The organism is Comamonas sp. NyZ500 (genome assembly GCF_016772095.1).
GTDB classification, from domain to species: domain Bacteria; phylum Pseudomonadota; class Gammaproteobacteria; order Burkholderiales; family Burkholderiaceae_C; genus Comamonas; species Comamonas thiooxydans.
Map to the genome: position 1 here is coordinate 52,062 of NZ_JAEIJE010000001.1, position 14,305 is coordinate 66,366.

General features: G+C 61.4%; 15 protein-coding genes. 6 read left to right on the plus strand and 9 right to left on the minus strand.

Translation table 11 applies throughout. The features are described from left to right. Positions 1-8: 8 nt before the first annotated feature. Positions 9-590, minus strand: a complete 582-nt coding sequence (locus JAO85_RS00265) for a DUF2889 domain-containing protein (protein WP_187427527.1) — start codon at positions 588-590, stop codon at positions 9-11. A 185-nt stretch (positions 591-775) separates the two neighbouring features. Next, positions 776-1,588, minus strand: a complete 813-nt coding sequence (locus tag JAO85_RS00270; protein WP_052263664.1) for a Crp/Fnr family transcriptional regulator — start codon at positions 1,586-1,588, stop codon at positions 776-778. A gap of 61 nt (positions 1,589-1,649) precedes the next feature. On the opposite strand from JAO85_RS00270, the gene JAO85_RS00275 reads away from it, so the two are divergent. The 4 genes from JAO85_RS00275 (at position 1,650) to JAO85_RS00290 (ending at position 7,035) form a co-directional block, all read left to right on the plus strand. Next, positions 1,650-2,174, plus strand: coding sequence for a DUF962 domain-containing protein (locus tag JAO85_RS00275; RefSeq protein WP_039048411.1), 525 nt, complete (start codon positions 1,650-1,652; stop codon positions 2,172-2,174). 226 nt (positions 2,175-2,400) lie between these two features. Next, complete coding sequence (gene ppa, locus JAO85_RS00280; protein ID WP_003056663.1) at positions 2,401-2,928, plus strand: inorganic diphosphatase; 528 nt, start codon at positions 2,401-2,403, stop codon at positions 2,926-2,928. A gap of 138 nt (positions 2,929-3,066) precedes the next feature. Next, on the plus strand, positions 3,067-4,830 hold the full coding sequence (locus tag JAO85_RS00285; RefSeq protein WP_202787208.1) for a methyl-accepting chemotaxis protein: 1,764 nt from the start codon (positions 3,067-3,069) through the stop codon (positions 4,828-4,830). 435 nt (positions 4,831-5,265) lie between these two features. Continuing rightward, complete coding sequence (locus JAO85_RS00290) at positions 5,266-7,035, plus strand: methyl-accepting chemotaxis protein (protein ID WP_012837802.1); 1,770 nt, start codon at positions 5,266-5,268, stop codon at positions 7,033-7,035. Positions 7,036-7,095: 60 nt separating this feature from the next. On the opposite strand, the gene JAO85_RS00295 is transcribed toward JAO85_RS00290, so the two are convergent. Continuing rightward, the gene (locus tag JAO85_RS00295) at positions 7,096-8,442 is read right to left on the minus strand and encodes a GNAT family N-acetyltransferase (protein WP_202787209.1); all 1,347 of its coding nucleotides are present in this window, start codon (positions 8,440-8,442) and stop codon (positions 7,096-7,098) included. Here JAO85_RS00295 and JAO85_RS00300 point away from each other — a divergent pair. Both JAO85_RS00300 and JAO85_RS00305 read left to right on the plus strand, forming a co-directional pair. Continuing rightward, positions 8,441-10,087, plus strand: a complete 1,647-nt coding sequence (locus JAO85_RS00300; protein WP_202787210.1) for an NAD+ synthase — start codon at positions 8,441-8,443, stop codon at positions 10,085-10,087. The genes JAO85_RS00295 and JAO85_RS00300 overlap by 2 nt on opposite strands. A 51-nt stretch (positions 10,088-10,138) precedes the next feature. After that, positions 10,139-10,477: a P-II family nitrogen regulator gene (locus JAO85_RS00305; protein WP_003056652.1), complete on the plus strand. Its 339-nt coding sequence runs from the start codon at positions 10,139-10,141 to the stop codon at positions 10,475-10,477. Positions 10,478-10,620: 143 nt separating this feature from the next. Here the strand turns inward: JAO85_RS00305 and JAO85_RS00310 are convergent, their stop codons facing one another. The 6 genes from JAO85_RS00310 to JAO85_RS00335 form a co-directional block, all read right to left on the minus strand. Next, entirely contained in the window at positions 10,621-11,214 is a 594-nt protein-coding gene (locus JAO85_RS00310) for a TIGR00730 family Rossman fold protein (RefSeq protein WP_012837805.1), read from the minus strand. Further along, positions 11,211-11,609: a diacylglycerol kinase gene (locus JAO85_RS00315; RefSeq protein ID WP_087865019.1), complete on the minus strand. Its 399-nt coding sequence runs from the start codon at positions 11,607-11,609 to the stop codon at positions 11,211-11,213. Before JAO85_RS00315 ends, JAO85_RS00310 begins: the two co-directional genes overlap by 4 nt. Before the next feature lie 13 nt (positions 11,610-11,622). Next, positions 11,623-12,087 carry an RDD family protein gene (locus JAO85_RS00320; RefSeq protein ID WP_003066228.1) on the minus strand — a complete coding sequence of 155 codons (465 nt, stop codon included), beginning with the start codon at positions 12,085-12,087 and terminating at the stop codon, positions 11,623-11,625. 127 nt (positions 12,088-12,214) lie between these two features. After that, on the minus strand, positions 12,215-13,030 hold the full coding sequence (locus tag JAO85_RS00325; protein WP_003066230.1) for a DUF3106 domain-containing protein: 816 nt from the start codon (positions 13,028-13,030) through the stop codon (positions 12,215-12,217). Between the two features lie 22 nt (positions 13,031-13,052). Continuing rightward, positions 13,053-13,508 (minus strand): DUF3619 family protein, encoded by a 456-nt coding sequence (locus JAO85_RS00330; RefSeq protein WP_087864541.1) that lies wholly within the window; start codon positions 13,506-13,508, stop codon positions 13,053-13,055. Beyond that, positions 13,505-14,074, minus strand: a complete 570-nt coding sequence (locus JAO85_RS00335; RefSeq protein WP_003066234.1) for an RNA polymerase sigma factor — start codon at positions 14,072-14,074, stop codon at positions 13,505-13,507. The genes JAO85_RS00330 and JAO85_RS00335 overlap by 4 nt, the downstream gene beginning before the upstream one ends. Between the last annotated feature and the right edge of the window lie 231 nt (positions 14,075-14,305).

The following is a 14,305-nucleotide window of genomic DNA, read 5'->3' on the forward strand; positions in this document are numbered from 1 at the left end:
ATTGTGGATCAGTCTTTTGTAGTGGTTTCCACGGGTTGCTGAGAGAGCGGCTTCCAGCCCTTGAACTCGGGGTAGAACTCGGCCACGCCGGGGCCGTTGAAGTCCCAGCCCAGGCACTGACCCAGATGGCGTGGCGGCAGGCCCGAGCCATTGGGGCCGAACTGGTTGAGCACGGTGTGAAAAGCGGGCGTTGCCATATTGAACAGCAGCTCGCGCAGATGCGTGCAGCCCACTACCCCGCCCAGATTGTCGGCAATGGCGCGGCGCCAGCCGCGGGCTATGCAGCAGCCCACCATCTTCTGCATGGACTTTGTGGCCTGGGGGCAGTGGCCCAGGGGGTGGTCGTCCATGGCGGCCTCTATGCCGTGGACCACCATGTCGGCATCGATGGTCAGGCGGATCCACATATGGTGAATCGGCTTGCCCGCTGGCACTTTGCGGCGGCCATGAAGCTCGATGTCATAGGTTTTCTGGTCGATCAGCTCGGCTTCCACGTCCCACATGCCGTCATCACGGGCATAGCCCCGGTATTTGACGTCGCGCATATTGATGGGGACTGGCTTGCGGCTGGCACTGGGAGACAGGGGCATGGGGTATCCGTTGTTATGGCGGGCGACAACGACGGCATGTCGGAACTCGGCTGGGTCGCCCGCGATGATCTTGAGCCGGGTCTGGTGCATCAGACCCGATTTCATTATCAAAGAGATAGCAGGCTTGTCCAGCACCAAGCGGACAGCGGGGCGGGACGGGGGACCCCGAGCCAGGCCGGCAGCGCCTAGCTGCTCGTGGGGATTTGCCCGGTGAGTGCTGCGGCCTTGAGTGCAGCCAGGTCGAGAACCTCCAGCTTGCCGCGCCGCAGTTGCAGCCAGCCAGCCTGCTGCAACTCCTGCAGGATCTGGTTGGTGGTCTGGCGTGACAGGCCGAGCATGCGTGCGATCTGCTCCTGGGAGACGGCCAGCTCGCGGTGAGTGCGCATGCGGTCGGCCCACTGCTCGTGGCCCATGGCCATTTGCACCAGACGGCACATCACGCGCTGCGGTGCAGGCAGCACGGTCTGCTCCTCCAGCGCGATCAGGCTGGCACGCAGCTTGTGGGTCAGCAGCAGGGCCATGTGGCGCCAGCAATGCGGGTTGGCATCCAGCCATTCGCGCAGCGGCGGTATAGGGATATGCAGCAGGGCGCAGGCGGTGTTGGCGCAGGCGTCGTGGGTGCGGGGCTCGCCATCGAAGAGGGCGATCTCACCCAGCCAGCTCGGCGGCTCGATCAAGGTCAGCAAGGCTGTGCGGGTGTTTTCCTGAAGCGCTGCCGTGCCGGAGATGCTGAGCGAGCCTCTGGCCACCGCATACAGGCCGCAGGGGGCATCGCCGCGGCGAAACAGCCATTCGCCGGCGGCCAGCAGCCTTGGCTGGGCCAGTTGCTGCATCTGGGCGGTCAATTCCGGCGGCAGCGAGCGGAACCAGCGGCCGGCCTGCACGATGGCCCAGAGGTCATTGGCGTTGACATGCTCGAAGCTGCCGCGCTTGCGTGCAGTGGGCACTGAGGCCAGTGCAGGCCTGGGTGAGGGGTTTAGCGCTTGTGTCGGTGGCATGACAGACGGCAAGGTTGATGCTGCGCCACCATGCTCTGACAAGCGACCAGGAGATACAGCGATGAAAACCCTAATCGATCAACTGTCCAACTACGCCGACTACCACCGCGACCCGCGCAATATCGTCACGCACTACATCGGTGTGCCCATGATCATGCAGGCGGTGGTGATTCTGCTGGCCAGGCTGCAATGGGGAGCGCTTGGCGGCATGCCGATCTCGCTGGCCCTGCTGGCAGCGGTTGCTGCAGCAGTGTATTACTGGCGGCTCGACGGGCGCTACGGCCTGTTCATGAGCGTGTTGCTGGCCGCCATGCTGGCGCTGGCGACTCCTGTCGCCGTGCAGCCCACGGGGAGCTGGCTGGCCTGGGGGCTGGGCCTGTTTGTGCTGGGCTGGGTGATCCAGTTCGTCGGTCACTACTGGGAAGGACGCAAGCCCGCTTTTCTTGACGATGTGATGGGTCTGCTGATAGGTCCGCTGTTTGTGGCGGCCGAGCTGGGTTTTGCTCTGGGTCTGCGCAAGGAGGTGCAGGCGGCGGTGGAGCAGCGCAGCGGTCCCGTGCGTCGCCGGCATACGGTGAGCGCCTGAAATGCTCTTGTTCTGAGAGCTGAAACCGCTTTATGGGTATTGGTTTGAGTGGGTCTTCATGGCTGCAACGGGTGAGGCTGCCCGGCGGGAATACACGACTGCACGCGCATCTTTCAAACATGTAATGCCAGCGTTAGGGTCATGCGCCTAAAATCGCGGGCTGACCCTCAGGTGCCGATGCTTTGTTGGCTCTGGCGGGCTTTTTGTATTACTTCTCCCAACCATCATGTCTCTGAACAATGTGACCCCCGGCTCCAAGACGCCTGAAGTCTTCAACGTCGTCATCGAAATCTCGGCCAACTCGGCTCCCGTGAAGTACGAAGTGGACAAGGAATCCGGCTGCCTGTTCGTGGATCGTTTCCTGGGCACTGCCATGCACTACCCCGTGAACTACGGCTATGTGCCCCAGACCCTGTCTGGCGACGGCGACCCCGTGGACGTGCTGGTGATGACTCCCTTCCCCCTGCCCAGCGGCGTGGTCGTGCCCTGCCGTGCCATCGGCATTCTGGAGATGGAAGACGAGTCCGGCGTCGACGGCAAGGTTCTGGCCGTTCCCACACAGAAGCTGCTGCCCTCCTACGACAAGATCAACCACCTCAGCGACATCCATGAGCTGACCCTGCAGCAGATTGCCCACTTCTTCGAGCACTACAAGGATCTGGAAAAGGGCAAGTGGGTCAAGGTTCTGGGCTGGAAGGGCGTGGACGCGGCACACAAGGAAATCGTGGACGGTATCGCCAACTACAAGGGCTGATCCAAACTAGTAAAGGGTCTCTAACCTTTACTTGCAGAGAAGCCTCGCTATCTGCATCTATACAATTTGAAACGCACCCGGCGGACATCGCTTGGTGCGTTTTTTATTGCCTGTATCGATATATACGAGGGGGTGCGCATGAGTTGGAAGATTTCGGACTGGCGCGTGGGGACCAAGTTGGGCATCAGCTTTACGGCGCTGGTGTTGTTGTCTGCATTGCTCGGTCTGGTGGCCTGGCTGCAGCTGTCCAGCATTCATGCAGCGGGCCGCGAGGTTTCCGAAGTGGCGCTGCCCAGCGTTTACAACGCAGCCTCCATGCGCTCCGAGTACAACCGGCTGCGCCGCCACGAGGCAGGCATTGCCACGGCACGCACCCTGGTCGAGATCGAAGGTTACGAGCAGCAGATCCAGCAGCGCCTGAAAACCATTGCCGAGCAGGAGAAAGTGGTCAACGAGCTGATTGCCAGCCAGCCGCTGCGCGAGGCCTACGAGGGCTATCAGGCCAACAAGGCGAATTTCCTGAAGCTGCACGAGCAGTTGCTGGCGCGGGCACGCGATGGCGACTACAACACCGTGGACAGCCAGGCAGGTATGGCCGACGAGCTGGGGCTTTTTTTTGCAGGGCTGTCCGAACAGGCCTTCAGCCAGCTGGCGGAAAGCACGGGCAAGCTGATGACGCTGCAGCTCGAGAACGCGGCTCAGGCCCAGCAGGCCGAAAAGTCCAGTTTCGAGCTGGCCCGCTACTGGCTGCTCGGTACGCTGGCGCTGGTGGTGCTGTTTGCCGCCGTGGTCGGCATTGCGATGACACGTGCCATCACGGCTCCCGTGGCCACGGCAGTTGAGCTGGCGCAGGCCGTGGCTGCCGGCAGGCTGGGCATGGTGGTGAAGAACCAGCGCCGCGATGAAATGGGCTTGCTGCTCAATGCGCTGGAAGACATGCGTCGGCAACTGTCCTCCGTGGTCCAGGATGTGCGCGGCAATGCCCATGGCGTGGCCCTCGCGTCCAGCGAAATCGCTCAGGGCAATGCGGATCTTTCGGCGCGCACCGAAAGCCAGGTCAGCGCCCTGGAGGAAACGGCGGCCTCCATGGAGCAACTGGGCTCGACCGTGCGCCAGAACGCCGACAACGCCCAGACAGCCAATCAAATGGCAAAGAATGCCTCCGATGTCGCGGGTCGAGGCGGGGATGTGGTTGCCCAGGTGGTGGACACCATGAAGGGCATCAACGACAGCAGCCGCCAGATCGCCGACATCATCGGCGTCATCGACTCGATTGCCTTCCAGACCAATATCCTGGCCCTGAATGCGGCCGTGGAAGCCGCGCGTGCCGGCGAGCAAGGCCGTGGTTTTGCCGTGGTGGCGGGCGAGGTGCGCACGCTGGCCCAGCGCAGCGCCGAGGCGGCCAAGGAAATCAAGCAGCTCATCCATGCCAGCGTGGAGCGCGTGGAGCAAGGCTCGCAGCTGGTGGACAAGGCCGGTGACACCATGGCTGAAATCGTGACGGCCATAGGCCGCGTGACCGACATCATGGGCGAGATCAGCGCGGCCAGCCGCGAACAGAGCCAGGGCGTGGCCCAGGTGGGTGAAGCCGTCACCCAGATGGATCAGACCACGCAGCAGAATGCGGCCCTTGTGGAGCAGAGCGCGGCGGCCGCCGATTCTTTGCAGCGCCAGGCCAAGGCGCTGGTCGATTCGGTGGCGATTTTTCAGTTGGGGAATCAGGCACAGAGCTTTGCCGCTGCAGCGCTGAAAAATCGGGTCGAGCCGGTTGCAAAGGCCGGCATGAGCGCTGGCCAGCGGGCTGCGGCGTTAGCCGGTCAAGGCCCGGGCAAGGCTGTGCCTGCGCCGGTCAAAACGGCTCAGCCCGCTTTGAGCAATGACCAGGATTGGGAGCAGTTCTGAGGTCGAGGTATTGCCGGTTTCAACGACTTCCGTCTCAAAACCCCGATAGCGAATGCTGTCGGGGTTTTTTTACAAGCTTTCTTCAAACTGTCTTGATATTGATCAAGAAGAGGGGTGGCTTGATGCTTTTTCAAGGCTATGTAGGTTGCCATGGCATCGAGAATCTCTGTTGTCACTGATTGGTAACTTTCAGTAACTCAAGTGCTGCGTAAGTGGCTGCCTACATGACTGTAGGCTCGTGAAGATAGGCAAGGAATATGAAACTGGAAACAATTGAAAACATATAAACCGGTATCAAGGACCATTCCATCTCTGGTATGTCATTCAAAGAGATATTTCCCGATCGAGCAGAAAATTGAATCCTTGCGCTTCGCGGGCATGGATTCAAAAGAAGTATTTATAAAAACTAATTGGTAATAGAGGGAGGTGCAATCAATGAAAAGCATCAAAATCTCCACGCGGATTCTCGGTACGTTCGGGGTTCTGGTCTTGCTGCTGGTCGTGGTGGTTGCCATGGCATTGCTGCAGCTGCGCTCCATGCGCTCCAGCGCCGAAACCATCACCGGCAATGCCCTGCCCAGTGTGGAAGTGATCAATACACTCAATACCGACCTGGCGCGTACCCGCTTGCTCGAGTTGCGGCATGTCAATAATGACGAGCCCGGCTATATGGCTCAGGTGGAAGCTCAATTCGAGCAATTGCAGAAACACTTGGCGGAGGCAAAAAAGCTCTATGAACCTTTGATTGTCACTGCCGAGGAGCGCGAGCTCTACACGCAGTTCCTGCGCGAACGGGAGCGCTACGTCGAGTTGAACAAGCAACTGTTCGAAATTTCGCGTCGAGGCGATAAAGAGCAGGCCAAGCAATTGCTGGGAGGCGAATCTCTCAAGCTCTATGACCAGTCTTCGGCGACTCTGCAAAAGCTGATCAAGTTCAACGGCGATGTGGCAAGGGGCGAGACTCTGGCTTCGGAGAAGGTTTACGACCGGGCTGTTAGCATGCTTGCCTTGGCAGCCTTGATTGCGGTGCTGGTGGCTGCAGGGGCTGGCATTTGGCTGGTGCGTTCCATCCGTGCGCCGCTGGAGCAGGCGGTGCAGGCCGCGGACCGTGTGGCCAATGGGGATCTGAGCGGCGTCATCCGCGTGGAGCGAGAGGACGAAACAGGCCGCTTGCTCGGCGCCCTGGAGCGTATGCAAAGCAGTCTGGTGCAGACCGTGCGCTCGGTACGCCAGAACGCGGAAGGCGTGGCCTCGGCCAGTTCGCAGATTGCCTCGGGAAATGCTGATCTCTCCGGTCGCACCGAGGAGCAGGCCAGTGCGCTGGAGGAAACCGCCGCCTCCATGGAGCAGCTGGGCTCTACCGTGCGCCAGAACGCCGACAACGCCCGTGCCGCCAATCAAATGGCGATGAATGCCTCCCAGGTGGCAGCGCAGGGCGGTGCCGTGGTGGCCGAAGTGGTGGAAACCATGAAGGGCATCAACAACAGCAGCCAGCAGATTGCCGACATCATCACCGTCATCGACTCCATCGCCTTCCAGACCAATATCCTGGCGCTGAATGCGGCCGTGGAAGCAGCGCGCGCCGGTGAGCAGGGCCGTGGTTTTGCCGTGGTGGCGGGCGAGGTGCGTACCCTGGCCCAGCGCAGTGCCGAGGCAGCCAAGGAAATCAAGGCCTTGATCAGCACCAGCGTGCAGCGGGTGGAGCAGGGCACGCAACTGGTGGACAAGGCCGGTGCCACCATGGCCGACATCGTGTCGGCGATCAGCAGGGTGACGGATTTGATGGCCGAGATCAGTGCCGCCAGCCAGGAGCAGAGCCAGGGTGTGGCCCAGGTTGGCGAGGCGGTGACGCAGATGGATCAGACGACGCAGCAAAACGCGGCGCTGGTGGAGGAAAGTGCTGCTGCCGCCGGTGCGCTGCGCAAGCAGGCGCAGGATCTGGTTCAGGCTGTGGCGGTCTTCCAGTTGCCTGCCAGTGCGCTTTATGACCAGGCACCCAAGGCTGCAGCCCGTGCTGCGGCGCCGGCCGTGGTCGCCGCCGCCGCCCCGGCGCGTCAGGCACCTGTCCGTCGTGTGGCTGCCCGTCCTGCCCCCATGCCGGCAGCCCCGCGCTCTTTGATGGGGGGCGCGGTTGCTGGCGAATCCGCTACTGCCCGTAATGTGCAAAAGTCCTCGCTGGATGAGGATGACTGGGAAACCTTCTGAATGTCTCCTGGAGTCTGAGCTTCAAGGCCGCTGCAAAGCGGCCTTTTTTTGTCTCCACCTTCAGGCCTTGCGCAGCGGGCTATGGGATTGCAACTCTTCCACATATTGGGCCATGCCTTCGCTCTCGCGCAGCAGGAAGCGCTCGATGGCATCGGCAAAAGCGGGATGGGCCACCCAGTGGGCGCTCGGTGTTTCCACGGGCAGCAGCGCGCGGGCCATCTTGTGCTCGCCCTGGGCACCGCCTTCGAAGCGGGTAAAGCCGTTGGCGATGCACCATTCGATGGGCTGGTAGTAGCAGGCTTCGAAATGCAGGCTGTCGACCCGCTCCAGAGCGCCCCAGTAGCGACCATAGGCCGCCTTGTTATTAATAGCTGCTTGCGATTGTCCATCCTCAAAAAACAATGGTTTTGATTCCGAAATCGTTTGCTGAAAATCGGTAATAGCTATCAAACTTGAGGCGACAGGCTGTCCGTTGCGCTCGGCGATGAACATCACCCAGTTCTCGGGCATGGCCGAGGCCATGGAGGCAAAGAACTCCGGTGTCAGATACGGCGGGTTGCCATGCTCCAGGTAGGTGCGCTCATAGCAGCGGTAGAAGAAGGACCAGTCCTGCGCACCGATGTCGCTACCCTGCATGGCTTTGAAGCTCACGCCGGCTTCGCGTATCTTGCGTCGCTCCTGGCGGATTTTTTTGCGCTTTTCCTGGTTCAGCGAGCCCAGAAAGTCGTCGAAGTCCTTCCAGCGGGACGGTGCTGTCGCAGTGCCGGCGCAGGTCTGCATGCTGGCGGGCAGAGTGCCGCCCGCAGCGGGGGGCGCGGGCGGCGTGTTCGTCCAGTGAAACTGCACTGTGCTGCGCTGCATCCAGCCGGCTGCGGCGCAGGCAGCAAGATCGTCGGCATCGCCAAACAGCAGGTGCAGAGATGACAGCTGCTGCTCGGCTGCCCAGGCCTGGACGGCATGCACCAGCGCCACGCGCAGTGCCTGGCTGCGTGCCAGCAGGCGGGAGCCTGGCACGGGCGTGAAGGGGACGGCCAGCAATCCCTTGGGGTAGTAAGGCAGGCCATGCTGCTGATAGGCGCGCGCCCAGGCCCAGTCAAACACATATTCGCCGTAGGAGTGGGTCTTGATATAGAGGGGGCAGGCCGCCAGCAACTCATCGCCGTCCCAGACGGTGATGACCCGGGCGATCCAGCCGGTATCGGGCGTGGCGCTGCCGCTTTGCTCCATGGCTGCCAAGTATTCGTGGCGCATGAAGGGCGTGGGCGTGGATTGAGAGGCCAGCAGCACATTCCAGGTTTGTGCGTCCAGCTGCTGCAAGCTGGCAAGCACGCGAGTGATAATCTTGTTTTCGGCCATGCCCTGATTGTCGCGGGGGCTGGTGGCCTCACCGCCTAGCTTGCTTTTCATGACGCTTTCCATTTGCTGTGCCCAACGCAATTTTGTTGTGGGAGACCTCTCTGGCAATGTCCAGAAAATCATCGCCGCTGCTGCTGAAGCTTATGCCAACGGTGCCCGCCTGCTGCTCACGCCCGAGCTTGCCCTGTGTGGCTACGCGGCTGAGGACCTGTATCTGCGTCCGGCATTTTTGGAAGCCTGCGATGCGGCCCTGCAGCAGTTGCAGCAAGCCAGTGCCCAATGGCCGGGGCTGGCGCTGGTCATCGGTCACCCGCAGCGCGATGAGCAAGGTGAGAAACTGTTCAACGCTGCCAGCGTGCTGCGCGATGGTCAGCAGATTGCGCGCTATTTCAAGCAACTGCTGCCCAACTTTGGCGTGTTTGACGAACAGCGCTACTTTGCGGCCGGTGAGAAAAGCTGTGTCTTCGAGCTGGACGGCATCCAGATCGGACTGCTGATTTGCGAAGACGCCTGGCATGCCGGCCCTGCGCGGGCGGCCGTGGCCGCAGGCGCCCAGTTGCTGGCCGTCATCAATGCCTCGCCGTTCCATAGCGGCAAACCCCTGGAGCGCGAGGCGGTGATTGCGCAGCGCGCCATGGAAAACGCGGTTCCCCTGGTCTATGCCCATCTGGTGGGCGGCCAGGACGAGGTCGTGTTCGACGGTTGCTCGTTTGCGGTGGACGCCAGCGGTCAGGTGTCGGCTCGCGCGGCAGCTTTCGAGGAAGAGCTGCCCATGGTTGCCGCGCAGCTGGTGGATGGATGCGTGACGCTGATGGGGCAAGTCAAGCCCCAGCTGAACCACCACCATGCGCTTTGGTCGGCGCTGGTGCTGTCCGTGCGCGACTATGTGGGCAAGAACCGTTTTCCGGGCGCACTCATCGGCCTGTCGGGCGGTATGGACTCGGCCCTGGTACTGGCCATTGCCGTGGATGCTCTAGGCGCAGACAAGGTGCGCACGGTCATGATGCCTTCGCCCTATACGGCCGATATCAGCTGGCTGGATGCGCGCGAAATGTCCGAGCGCGTGGGCGTGCAGCACGAAGAGATCGATATCGCGCCGCAGTTCGAAGCCTTCAAGGCCGCGCTGGCTGGCACTTTTGCCGGACGCGCCGAAGACACGACCGAGGAAAACCTGCAGGCCCGTATTCGCGGCACCCTGCTGATGGCCATGAGCAACAAGTTTGGCTCCATCGTGCTGACCACGGGCAACAAGAGCGAGATGTCCACCGGCTACTGCACGCTGTACGGCGACATGGCCGGCGGTTTTGCCGTCATCAAGGATGTGTTCAAGACCGAGGTGTTTGCGCTGGCACGCTGGCGCAATGCCAACGATCCCTTCGGCACGGGGCTCGACCCCATTCCCGAGCGCATCATCACGCGTCCGCCCAGCGCCGAGCTGCGCCCCGATCAGAAGGATCAGGACAGCCTGCCGGACTACGAGGTGCTGGATGCCATCGTGTCCCGTTACATGGAAAACAACGAGAGCATAAGCTCCATCGTCGCCGAGGGTTTTGCGTCTGCGGATGTGGAGCGGGTCACACGTCTGATACAAATCAACGAGTACAAGCGTCGCCAGGCGCCGGTCGGTCCACGTCTGACAATGCGCAGCTTTGGCAAGGACTGGCGCTACCCCATCACCAACAAATTTCGCGCCTGAGGTTCTGCCTCCGGTGTTTTGCCGATTTCAATCCATTGAGGAACCAGCCCCATGAAAATGATTACTGCCGTCATCAAGCCCTTCAAGCTAGAGGAAGTGCGCGAGGCCCTGGCCGAGTGTGGGGTGAATGGTCTGACCGTGACCGAAGTCAAGGGTTTTGGCCGCCAGAAAGGCCATACCGAGCTCTATCGTGGCGCGGAGTATGTGGTCGATTTTCTGCCCAAGGTGAAGATCGAAGTCGTGGTGCGAGATGAGGACGTGGACCGCTGCGTGGATGCCGTCGTCAACGTCGCGCGCACCGGCAAGATTGGTGACGGCAAGATCTTCATCACTCCCGTGGAGCGCGTGGTGCGCATCCGTACGGGCGAGCTGGACGACACTGCTGTCTAAGTCGCCATGTCGCGCCCCAGTCATGCGCCCCAGGCAAAAAGCCAGACCTTGAGTCTGGCTTTTTTCATGGTCCGGGGCCGGGTGTGCGCACTGCAGGCAGCGCTACGGGTCGGCGGATGCCTCCCTGCAGTGTTTTCCAGGGCTCAGATTACCGAGCGCAGAGGCGGTGTATCCAGCTGGCTGCCGGCATTCTGGACGAGATTTTGCAGCAGGGCCGAGGTGTCGCTGCTGCTTTCGACCAGGCCCATCTGCCACTCGCCCATGAAGCCGTTGCCCACGCAGGACTGAAGAAACTGCAGCATGGCGTCGTAATAGCCATCCACATTGAGAATGCCGATGGGCTTGTCGTGGTAGCCCAGCTGGCGCCAGGTCCAGACTTCGAACAGCTCTTCAAACGTGCCGATGCCGCCGGGCAGGGCCACGAAGGCATCGCTGCGCTCGGCCATCATGGCCTTGCGTTCGTGCATGTTCTTGACGATGTGCAGCTCGTCGCAGGCCTGGTTGGCCAGTTCCTTGTCGACCAGTGCCTGAGGGATGATGCCGACGACGCGGCCGCCAGCTTGTTGCGTGGCTTCGGCCACCACGCCCATCAGGCCGCTGCGTCCACCGCCATAGACCAGCTGGCCGCCGCGCGAGCCTATCCATTGGCCCACGGCCTTGGCGACTTCGGTGAATTGAGGGTTGGTGCCGGGGCGTGAGCCGCAGTACACGCAAATGGAAAAAGCGGGTTGAGTCATACGATGAAACGGTGATAAAGAGCGGCAGCCCAGACGGCTCCGCAAAGGCACAGGGCCAGAAATACAGCGGCGCTGCCCATGTCCTTGGCTTTCTTGGAAAGCTCGTGCCATTCGGGCCCGATACGGTCTATGGCTGCCTCTATGCCGGTATTGAGCAATTCCACAATGAGCACCAGGATGACGGTGCCAGCCAGCAGCGCTGTCTGCTCCCAGCTCTGGCCCAGCCAGAAAGCCAGCGGGATCATGACAAATGCGCAGACGGCTTCCTGCTGGAAGGCTTTTTCATGCCAGCCGGCCTTGAGGCCAGCCAGCGAGTAGCCGCCGGCATGCAGCACCCGGGACAGTCCGGTGCGGCTTTTTTGCGGGTTGACGGGGTCGGGTGAGGAGGTGCTCATGGGGGAGGATGGGTCAGCGGATGCGTTTGGGAGTGGGGGCCTGATGCACCAACTGGGTGCCGGCCCAGGCGTCGTGCCAGAACTGCTTTCTCGGGTGAAAGCGGCTCAGCAGCGCCCAGATCAGAATCCAGCCCATGAGCAGCACCAGCACCTCCAGTGGCGGCAGGCCCAGCGGGTAGAGCAGGGCCAGCGGTGGCAGCCACCACATCCAGCTGGCTGCGTAGCGCAGCAGGGCGCGGGTTTGCGTCAGGGGGCGGCCTTGGGTATCGACCACGCGGATATGCCAGGTCTTCATGGCCAGTGTCTGGCCCTTGCTCCAGAACCAGACAAAGTAAATCCCCAGCACCACCAGCATGAAGGCCTGCAGCAGATGCCGATTGTCGAGTGCATTGCGCGTCTGCGACAGCGTGCCGAACAAATAGCCGGCGATGAACACCACGCCAAACAAAAGCATGCCTTCATAAAGCCAGCAAGCCATACGGCGACGCAGGCTTGGTGCTATGAAGTCAGGAGTCGATGAGGCTGCCGGCCGGGTGTCTTGCTGCATGAGGGCATTGTAGGGCTCAGGTCAGCGGGCTTGGCGCTCGGTTGCCGCACCGACACTGTCATTGGTGCGCGTCTTGACCTGGAGCATCCAGCGGAGGCAGGGTGATCGGGGTGGCGCGAGGAATGTCCACGGGAGCCGTCTCCACAATCACCGAGGGCGTACGGATGGGGTGCGTCTCCACCATGGCTGGTGTTGCGGGCACGGGCGGTGGTGGGTGATGAATGGTTGCGGGTGGAATCTTGGGCAGATTCGGCACCGTATTGGGGGAGGCCGTGGCAGCAGGAATGCGCGCCAGCTTCTTGGAGGGCACAGGCTTGATGGCCGGTGCGGCGCTTACCACCTTGGGAGTGGCGCGGGCAGCCAGCAGTCGCTTTTCTTCATCGCTCAGAGCCTGGTAGGCCTCCCACTGGGCCTGCTTGTCAGTCGCGAGCTTGTTGGTAATGGCGAAATTCAGCCGGGCCTGGTTGCGCTGGGCGGCACTCAGGCCGGACCAGGCTTCCATGCGGTCATGAAGCTTTTGCTGTTCGCGCTCGCTGAGTTTGTCAAAGCCATCCGCCAGGGCAATCCAGCGGCGCTTCTGTACCGAGCCGATCATGGCCCAGCGCTCTTGCAGCGGCAGCAGAATCTCGCGCTGGTGGCTGCTGAGTTCGCCCCAGCGTGGGCCCGAGGCCTGTGCTGAGGCTCTTTGGCGCGTGGACGGGTCTGCATGCATGGATCTGGATGCAGCTACCGTGGCGGGGGGCACGGAGCTGGGCGCCAGCCTGACTTGCTGTACGACATTCCATCCTGTCCAGCTCAAGGCCACCAACAACAGCGCCGCCATGATGGCGGCGGTGTTGTCGGGTTTCAGGAGGGAGCGCTTCTCAGTGGGCATCAAGGCAGAGGTGGCAGGCTGTTTAGTGTTCTGATGGGGTGGCTGCCGAGGTCTTGAGGTACTGGATGAAACCAGGGTCAGAGTAGGCGGCAGGGGGCAGATCATCGGTCAGCAAGGCGGTATCGACCTCGGTGACTTCGCTTAGCATACTTTGTTCGGTGTCGGAGTTGTAGATTACCAGGCCCGCAATGAGTGCAAAAACGGGGATGGCCGAGACCAGAGTGCGCCACCAGCCGCTACCCTCATCGGGGCTGCCCAGTGTCAGGGTGCTGCCCTGGGCGGATGTTGCAGTACTGGTCTGAACGCGCAGCACAGACGCTTCGCGGCGACGTACAGACACGGCTTGCTCGCGGGAGGCGCGCAGGCGCTCGGTGATTTCGTAAGGGAGCAAGGCTTCGCCCTCGCTCAGTCGGGCAGTGATTTGACGGGCGATGCGGTCGGCGGTCTGTTCTTGCCGGAGGGTGGGCGCGGATTTCATAACTCGATTCCTTTGGCCTTGAGTGCCTTGCTCAATGTTTGAATGGCGCGGAAGCAATGGGTTTTGACGCTGCCTTCAGAGCAACCCATGGCGGCAGCAGTCTCTGCGACATCCATCTCTTCCCAGTAACGCATGAGAAAGGCCTCGCGTTGACGCGCAGGCAGCTCCTGTATCTCTTTTTCTATGCTTTGCAGCGTCTGCTTGCGTTCGGTCAGGCTCTCGGCGTTGCTGGCGGCGGATTCGTCGCTGTTGGTGGCATAGGTTTCCAGCCAGTCGAAGTCGCTGTCCCCGTCTACGGAAGACTCCAGGTCGCTGAAGTGAGTGAAAACGGCTTTCTGGGTCTTCTGGCGGCGAAACCAGTCCAGCGTGCTGTTCGACAGAATGCGCTGGAACAGCATGGGCAGTTCATTGACCGGTTTGTCCCCATAGTGCTGGGCCAGTTTGAGCATGCTGTCCTGCACGATATCCAGGGCGGCCTCCTCGTCGCGGACATGGAAAACGCTGCGTTTGAAGGCGCGCTTTTCAACGTCTTTGAGGAATGCAGACAGTTCTTGTTCTGTGGCCAAGAGAGAGTAACCCTGGAGAAAGCGGGAGTTAGGTAGTGGCGAAAGCGGCAGATTATCGCATCCGATGATGTTTTTTTGTGTACTGCATTTGAAGGTCTTGTTGCAGTGCGATAATGATCTTCAACTTAAAGAAGCAAACGGATCACGGTCCGGCGTACACACAAACGTCCATGGCATGTGGTCTTAAGTCCTAAACCGGCCTCACAAGGGCTTCAGGCTAAGGGCACCGAA